Below are 6,062 nucleotides of genomic sequence, written 5' to 3'. Positions count from 1 at the left end.
ATTTTTTAAAGTCAAGGATTTTTTTTGATATTAAACATTCATTAAATGACTTTTTGTAAGATGATTGAAATACAGAAGAAGCTCAAAATCAACTTAATTTATGATTTATTGAAATTCTGATAGAAGAAATCCCTTTGCAATTTGACTGAAATTTGTAATTTCTGTGTTTATCCAAGCTTCATCGTTATCTAATTCTTTAGCTATTACTCTTGCCGTTTTCTCCGAAACTTCGATTGCAGCTCTTGCATCTAAAAACAATAATCGAACACGTCTTGCCAAAATATCATCAACCGTTCTTGCCATTTCGTATCGAATAGCCCAAACAACTTCTGCCATTGTGAATTCATGATTCGGGTGCAATTTTTCTTTTAATTCAGGTTCGCTTTCTTGTAGTTCTATTATTTTCGGAATATCAGAACCATATATATAAAGGTGATTTTCTCTATTTAAAGAAGTAGTTGGTTGATTTCCATGAATGGAAAGATGTTCTGTTTTACAATCTTTTTTAGAAAGCTTACCTGTTTTGATTGCTTTATCAATAATATCTTCTGCAATTTTTCGGTACGTTGTCCATTTTCCGCCTGTAATTGTAATTAAACCTGTTTCTGAAACTATAATTTTATGACTTCTAGAAACTTCTTTAGTACTTTTTCCTTCTTCTTTCGGCGCCGCCAACGGACGTAAACCTGCGAAAACAGAAAGTACATCGGCTCTTGTTGGTTTCTTAGCAAGAAAACGTTGTGCAGTTTCGAGAACAAACTGAATCTCGCTTTCTAAGGCAATTGGTTCTAAACTTTGTTTTTTAATTAAAGTATCAGTAGTTCCCACTACAATACGATTATGCCACGGAACGGCAAACAAAACTCTTCCGTCTTTTGTTTTCGGAATCATTAAAGCATGTTCTCCAGGTAGGAATGATTTATCAAAAACCAAATGAATTCCCTGACTCGGAACAATGTATTTTTTATAAACGTTATCATTCAATTTCATGATTGCATTTGTAAAAACACCTGTTGCATTAATTACAGTGGCGCCTTTTACATCATATTTAATGCCGCTTTCCTGATCTTGAACCTGTACACCGATAACTTGATTTTTATCGTCTTTTATTAAATTGACAACTTTTGTATAATTCAAAAGACAAGCTCCATTTTCTACAGCTGTTTGAGCAAGGTTAATTGCTAAACGCGAATCGTCAAACTGACCATCATGATAAATAACGCCATTTGCTAAACCGTTTTCTTCTACGTTTGGAAGCATTTCAATAGTTCTCTTTTTCGAAAGATATTTTGAACTTCCTAAACTCAAACAACCCGATAATAAATCGTAAATTTTTAAACCGATGGTATAAATATAACCGTTCAGCCAATTATAATTAGGAATAACAAAAGATTGGTTTTTGACTAAATGAGCTGCATTTTGAGCCAATAAACCTCTTTCTTTTAGCGCTTCTCTTACCAAGTGAACATTTCCTTGTTCTAAATAACGTACGCCACCATGAACCAATTTGGTACTTCTGCTCGAAGTTCCTTTTGCAAAATCAACAGCTTCAAATAAGATTGTTTTATAACCGCGACTTGCAGCATCAACAGCAGTTCCAAGTCCGCTTGCACCTCCGCCAATTATTATTACGTCCCAATTTTTGGTGTTTTGTAGTTTGGATAATTGTTCGGAACGATTCATTCTTTATTCTGGGTGTTTATTTTGGGAAATGTTGTTTAAAGCAAACTTAACGAAATGAAATTAAAAATTGATGAAGAAAAAAATCAAGTTGTTTTTTGTTTAAAGTTTCAGGTTTCAAGTTTCAGGTTGATATACTTTGAACATATTTAAACGCAAAGGGCGCAAGGTTTTTTACAAATAAGACTTTTATAAAGCGCAAAGTTCGCAAAGCTTTGAAATAAAACTTTGCGAACTTTGCGTATGTCTTTGTGTGCTTTGCGTTTAAATATGTTCAAAGTATATCAACCTGAAACTTGAAACAAATAAAACTTGAAACAAAAATTATTAATGTGGCAGTTTATCTTTAATCAAACCATAGACCCAAGTTCCAGCAATTGCACTTACTAAAGTTACAACAATTACAGTCGCACCAGTACCAATCTGCGCGAAAAGAGGACCAGGACAAGCTCCAGTAATCGCCCATCCAAAACCAAACATCAATCCGCCGTAGATTTGTCCTTTGCTGAAATTCTTTGGTTGAATTTCGATTTTTTCTCCATCCAGAGTTTTGATGTTGAATTTTTTTATCAATTGAACTGAAATTAATCCAACAACAACAGCACATCCAATTACGCCGTACATGTGAAATGATTCAAAATGAAACATTTCCTGAATACGGAACCAGCTGATGATTTCTGCTTTTACGAATACAATTCCGAAAAAGATTCCAACAATTAAATATTTAAGATTTGCAAATGCATTTTCCTTTTTCTGACTTGCATTGATTCCTTCGCTGTCTATATTTTTATTTTCTAAATTATTCATTTTTGAAATTTTAAAGTGAAAGAATATAAGGTAAAATCAAAAGAGACATTACAAAACCGCCAATCATAAAACAGATTGTAGCGACCAATGAAGGCCATTGTAAGTTTGATAATCCCATAATTGCGTGTCCGCTGGTACATCCGCCAGCATAACGGGTTCCGAAACCAACTAAAAATCCGCCGACAACCATCATTATGAATCCACGAAGAGTCAATAAACTTTCCCAAGAAAATAATTGCGCAGGAACTAAACCTGTATGATCTGTAATTCCGTAACCAGCTAATTGCTCTGAAAGTTCTGGAGCAATTTCCACTGGATTTGGATTGGATAATAAATAGGCAGCAATAGCCCCACCAAAGAAAATTCCTAAAACGAAGAATAAATTCCAGCTTTCTTTCTTCCAATCGTATTTAAAAAACGAAATATTGGCAGGAATACAAGCCGCGCAAATATGACGCAATGATGAACTAATCCCAAAAGATTTATTCCCAATAATTAATAAAATTGGAACAGTTAATCCAATTAGCGGACCTGCAACGTACCAAGGCCAAGGTTCTTTAATGATTTCGATTATACTCATTTTTTATTTTAAAAAAATTAGACTTTTTATTTTTAAACCATATAAGTGATATAAGAAATTATAAGTTGAGGCGTGCTTACATGACTCAATTAAAGTAAATATTAAGACTTTAGATTACGTCCAGCCTAAAATGAACTTATATAACTTATATGGTGAAAAATTTATATTCAATGTTATGCTTTCAAAACCTTACTTTGGCAAACAAAATCAGATTTTGGGATATTCGTTTTTGAAATTGCTCCAAAACCACCTTCCACTTCAGAGAAATTTCTGAAACCTCTTGCCTGAAGAATAGAAGCGGCAATCATACTTCTGTAACCTCCAGCGCAATGCAAATAAAAATGTTCATTCGGGTTAATGTCTTTTACCCAGTCATTAATATAAGCTAAAGGTTTGCTGTAAGCGTCTTCAATGTGTTCTGCAGCATATTCTGTTTCTTTACGGATATCGATAATTTTGTCTTTTTGAATATCTACTTCACTTGCAAATTGTTCTGCTGTGATTCGATTAACTGAATCTGTTTCGAAACCAGCGTTTTGCCAAGCTTCAAATCCGCCTTCCAAATGTCCAATGATAGTATCAAAACCGACGCGGCTTAAACGAGTTACTGTTTCTTCTTCCATACCAACAGTGGTAACCAAAATAATTGGTTGTTTTACGTTGGCAATTAAAGTTCCCACCCAAGGAGCAAAATCGCCATTGATTCCGATATTAATAGATTGCGGAATAAATCCTTTACTAAAATCGGCAGCGCTTCTTGTATCTAAAATTAAAGCTCCAGTTTCTTCAGCAACAGCCTCAAATTCATTAACATTTATCGTTTTCATTCCGTTGTGTAAAACAGTTTCAAAGCTTTCGTAACCTTGTTTGTTCATGGCAACATTCATGCTGAAATAGGCTGGAGGAGGCAATAATCCGTCAGTTACTTCTTTAATGAATTCTTCTTCGGTCATGTTGGCACGCAAAGCGTAATTAGTCGCTTTTTGATTTCCAATTGTTGAAACCGTTTCTTTACTCATGTTTTTTCCGCAGGCGCTTCCTGCACCGTGAGCTGGATAAACGATTACATCATCGGCAAGTGTCATGATTTTATCTCTCAAAGAATGAAATAAAATTCCAGCCAATTGATCTTGCGTCATTCCAGCTGCTTTTTGAGCTAAATCTGGACGACCAACATCGCCAATAAATAAAGTATCTCCAGAGAAAATCGCATGATCTTTTCCGTTTTCATCGATTAATAAAAAAGTAGTACTTTCCATAGTGTGACCCGGAGTGTGTAGTACTTTTATGGTTACTTTTCCAAGTTTAAATTCCTGACCATCTTTTGCAGAGATGCAATCAAATTCGCAAGCCGCATTTGGTCCGTAAACGATTGGTGCTCCGGTTTCTTTACTTAAATCAACATGTCCAGAAACGAAATCAGCATGGAAATGCGTTTCAAAAATATATTTCAATTTCACGCCATCGCGTTCCAAACGATCTAAGTAAGGTTGCGTTTCTCTAAGCGGATCAATAATGGCCGCTTCGCCATTTGAAGTGATATAATATGCACCTTGCGCAAGGCAACCGGTGTAAATTTGCTCTATTTTCATGATAGGGTATTGTAAAATGATGGGATACAAAGGTAAGTTTGTTTTTCAATAAATTGGGTGACTAATGTTACAGAAATTAGGTTTTTGTGTAAAAAAATGTAGAGTTTGTCATATTTGATTGAGATAAATTAAATTTAAAGTTGAGCAATTACGCTTTAAGCTTTAATTTTGCGTATGACGAATGTCATTTCAAAATAAAAATAAAATGAACACACAAGATTTATTAGATCAAATAGCTTTTATAAAAGAAATTGATAAAGTAAAATACATTCAGCGTAAAACAAAACTGTTTAACAGTGACAGATGCGAAAATGATGCCGAACACAGCTGGCACCTCGCTCTAATGGCCATTGTTCTCGCCGAACATTCAAATGAACCAATTGATGTTTTGAAAGTGGTGAAAATGGTCTTGATTCATGATATTGTTGAAATTGATGCTGGAGATGTTTTTATTTATGATACTGTAAAGAATCATTCGAATACCGATGAAGAACGTTTAGCTGCCAACAGAATCTTTGGTTTACTTCCTGAAAAACAAAAAGAAGAATTTATCGCCATTTGGGAAGAATTTGAAGCGGGAGAAACCAACGAAGCAAAATTTGCAAAATCGATGGATCGTTTAGAACCTTTATTACAAAATACATCTAACAATGGAGGAACTTGGAAAGAATTTGGAGTGAAATACGACAAAGTTTACGAAAAGAAAAGTGTCATAAAAGAAGGTTCAAAATCAATATGGAATTACGCTGAAGGTTTGATTAACGAAAGTGTAGAAAAAGGAATTTTGGAGAAATAAAATTTTACCATATAAGTTATATAAGTTCATTTTAGTTTTGCGTAAGTTTTATATTTACTTATATAACTTATATGGTTTAAAATTGTAAAGGGCATTTTTTATTAAGTGACAGTTAAGTAATAAGTTCATTTTAGTTTGCATAAAATTTATATTTACTTATATAACTTATATGGTTTAAAATTTTAAAAAGAAACTGTTGTTTTAAGAGGCAATTCGGGTTCTAATGGTTAAATTTGTGGAACTTCATAAACAAATTACCACTTATGGAAGAAATGCTCTTTTATGACCGAATGCAGTTCGCGTTCACCATTACTTTTCATTATCTTTTTCCACAACTTACAATGGGACTTTCGCTCATCATTGTTTACTTCAAGTGGAAATATCTAAAAACTCAAGACGAACACTACAATCATGCCACCCATTTCTGGATGAAGATCTTCGCCCTTAATTTTGCAATGGGTGTTGTCACCGGAATTCCGATGGAGTTTCAGTTTGGAACCAACTGGGCAAAGTTCTCTGAATTAACGGGAGGAATCATTGGTCAAACTCTTGCTATGGAAGGAATGTTTTCTTTTTTCCTCGAATCTTCTTTCCTCGGATTATTTTT

Annotated in this window: 6 protein-coding genes; 2 read left to right on the top strand and 4 right to left on the bottom strand. The window is 34.0% G+C overall.

Annotation, left to right across the window (positions count from 1 at the left end; all coding sequences use genetic code 11):
* Positions 1–105: 105 nt before the first annotated feature.
* The 4 genes from VGE71_RS05150 to VGE71_RS05135 all read right to left on the bottom strand — a co-directional run bounded on the left by VGE71_RS05150 (position 106) and on the right by VGE71_RS05135 (position 4,659).
* A complete protein-coding gene (locus tag VGE71_RS05150; RefSeq protein ID WP_331137339.1) occupies positions 106–1,683 on the bottom strand; it encodes a glycerol-3-phosphate dehydrogenase/oxidase in 1,578 nt (525 codons plus the stop codon).
* Positions 1,684–2,007: 324 nt separating this feature from the next.
* Positions 2,008–2,487, bottom strand: a complete 480-nt coding sequence (locus VGE71_RS05145) for a DUF6691 family protein (RefSeq protein ID WP_331137338.1) — start codon at positions 2,485–2,487, stop codon at positions 2,008–2,010.
* 10 nt (positions 2,488–2,497) lie between these two features.
* Positions 2,498–3,061, bottom strand: coding sequence for a YeeE/YedE family protein (locus VGE71_RS05140; protein ID WP_331137340.1), 564 nt, complete (start codon positions 3,059–3,061; stop codon positions 2,498–2,500).
* Positions 3,062–3,240: 179 nt separating this feature from the next.
* On the bottom strand, positions 3,241–4,659 hold the full coding sequence (locus VGE71_RS05135; RefSeq protein ID WP_331137337.1) for an MBL fold metallo-hydrolase: 1,419 nt from the start codon (positions 4,657–4,659) through the stop codon (positions 3,241–3,243).
* A gap of 205 nt (positions 4,660–4,864) precedes the next feature.
* Here VGE71_RS05135 and VGE71_RS05130 point away from each other — a divergent pair, with 205 nt between their 5' ends.
* Positions 4,865–5,455 (top strand): HD domain-containing protein, encoded by a 591-nt coding sequence (locus VGE71_RS05130; protein ID WP_223704162.1) that lies wholly within the window; start codon positions 4,865–4,867, stop codon positions 5,453–5,455.
* A 263-nt stretch (positions 5,456–5,718) separates the two neighbouring features.
* On the top strand, positions 5,719–6,062 hold a 344-nt coding region (locus VGE71_RS05125; RefSeq protein WP_331137336.1), incomplete at its 3' end, for a cytochrome ubiquinol oxidase subunit I.

The organism is Flavobacterium sp., assembly GCF_036405015.1.
In the GTDB taxonomy this organism is placed as follows: domain Bacteria; phylum Bacteroidota; class Bacteroidia; order Flavobacteriales; family Flavobacteriaceae; genus Flavobacterium.
Note: the sequence above shows the minus strand (reverse complement) of the source record. Positions and strands in the feature narration are given on the sequence as shown.

What these genes read in the sequence shown, in the direction of transcription:
- VGE71_RS05150 (WP_331137339.1), bottom strand. Translation starts at nt 1,683, where the DNA reads ATGAATCGTTCCGAACAATTATCCAAACTACAAAACACCAAAAATTGG.
- VGE71_RS05145 (WP_331137338.1), bottom strand. Translation starts at nt 2,487, where the DNA reads ATGAATAATTTAGAAAATAAAAATATAGACAGCGAAGGAATCAATGCA.
- VGE71_RS05135 (WP_331137337.1), bottom strand. Translation starts at nt 4,659, where the DNA reads ATGAAAATAGAGCAAATTTACACCGGTTGCCTTGCGCAAGGTGCATAT.
- VGE71_RS05130 (WP_223704162.1), top strand. Translation starts at nt 4,865, where the DNA reads ATGAACACACAAGATTTATTAGATCAAATAGCTTTTATAAAAGAAATT.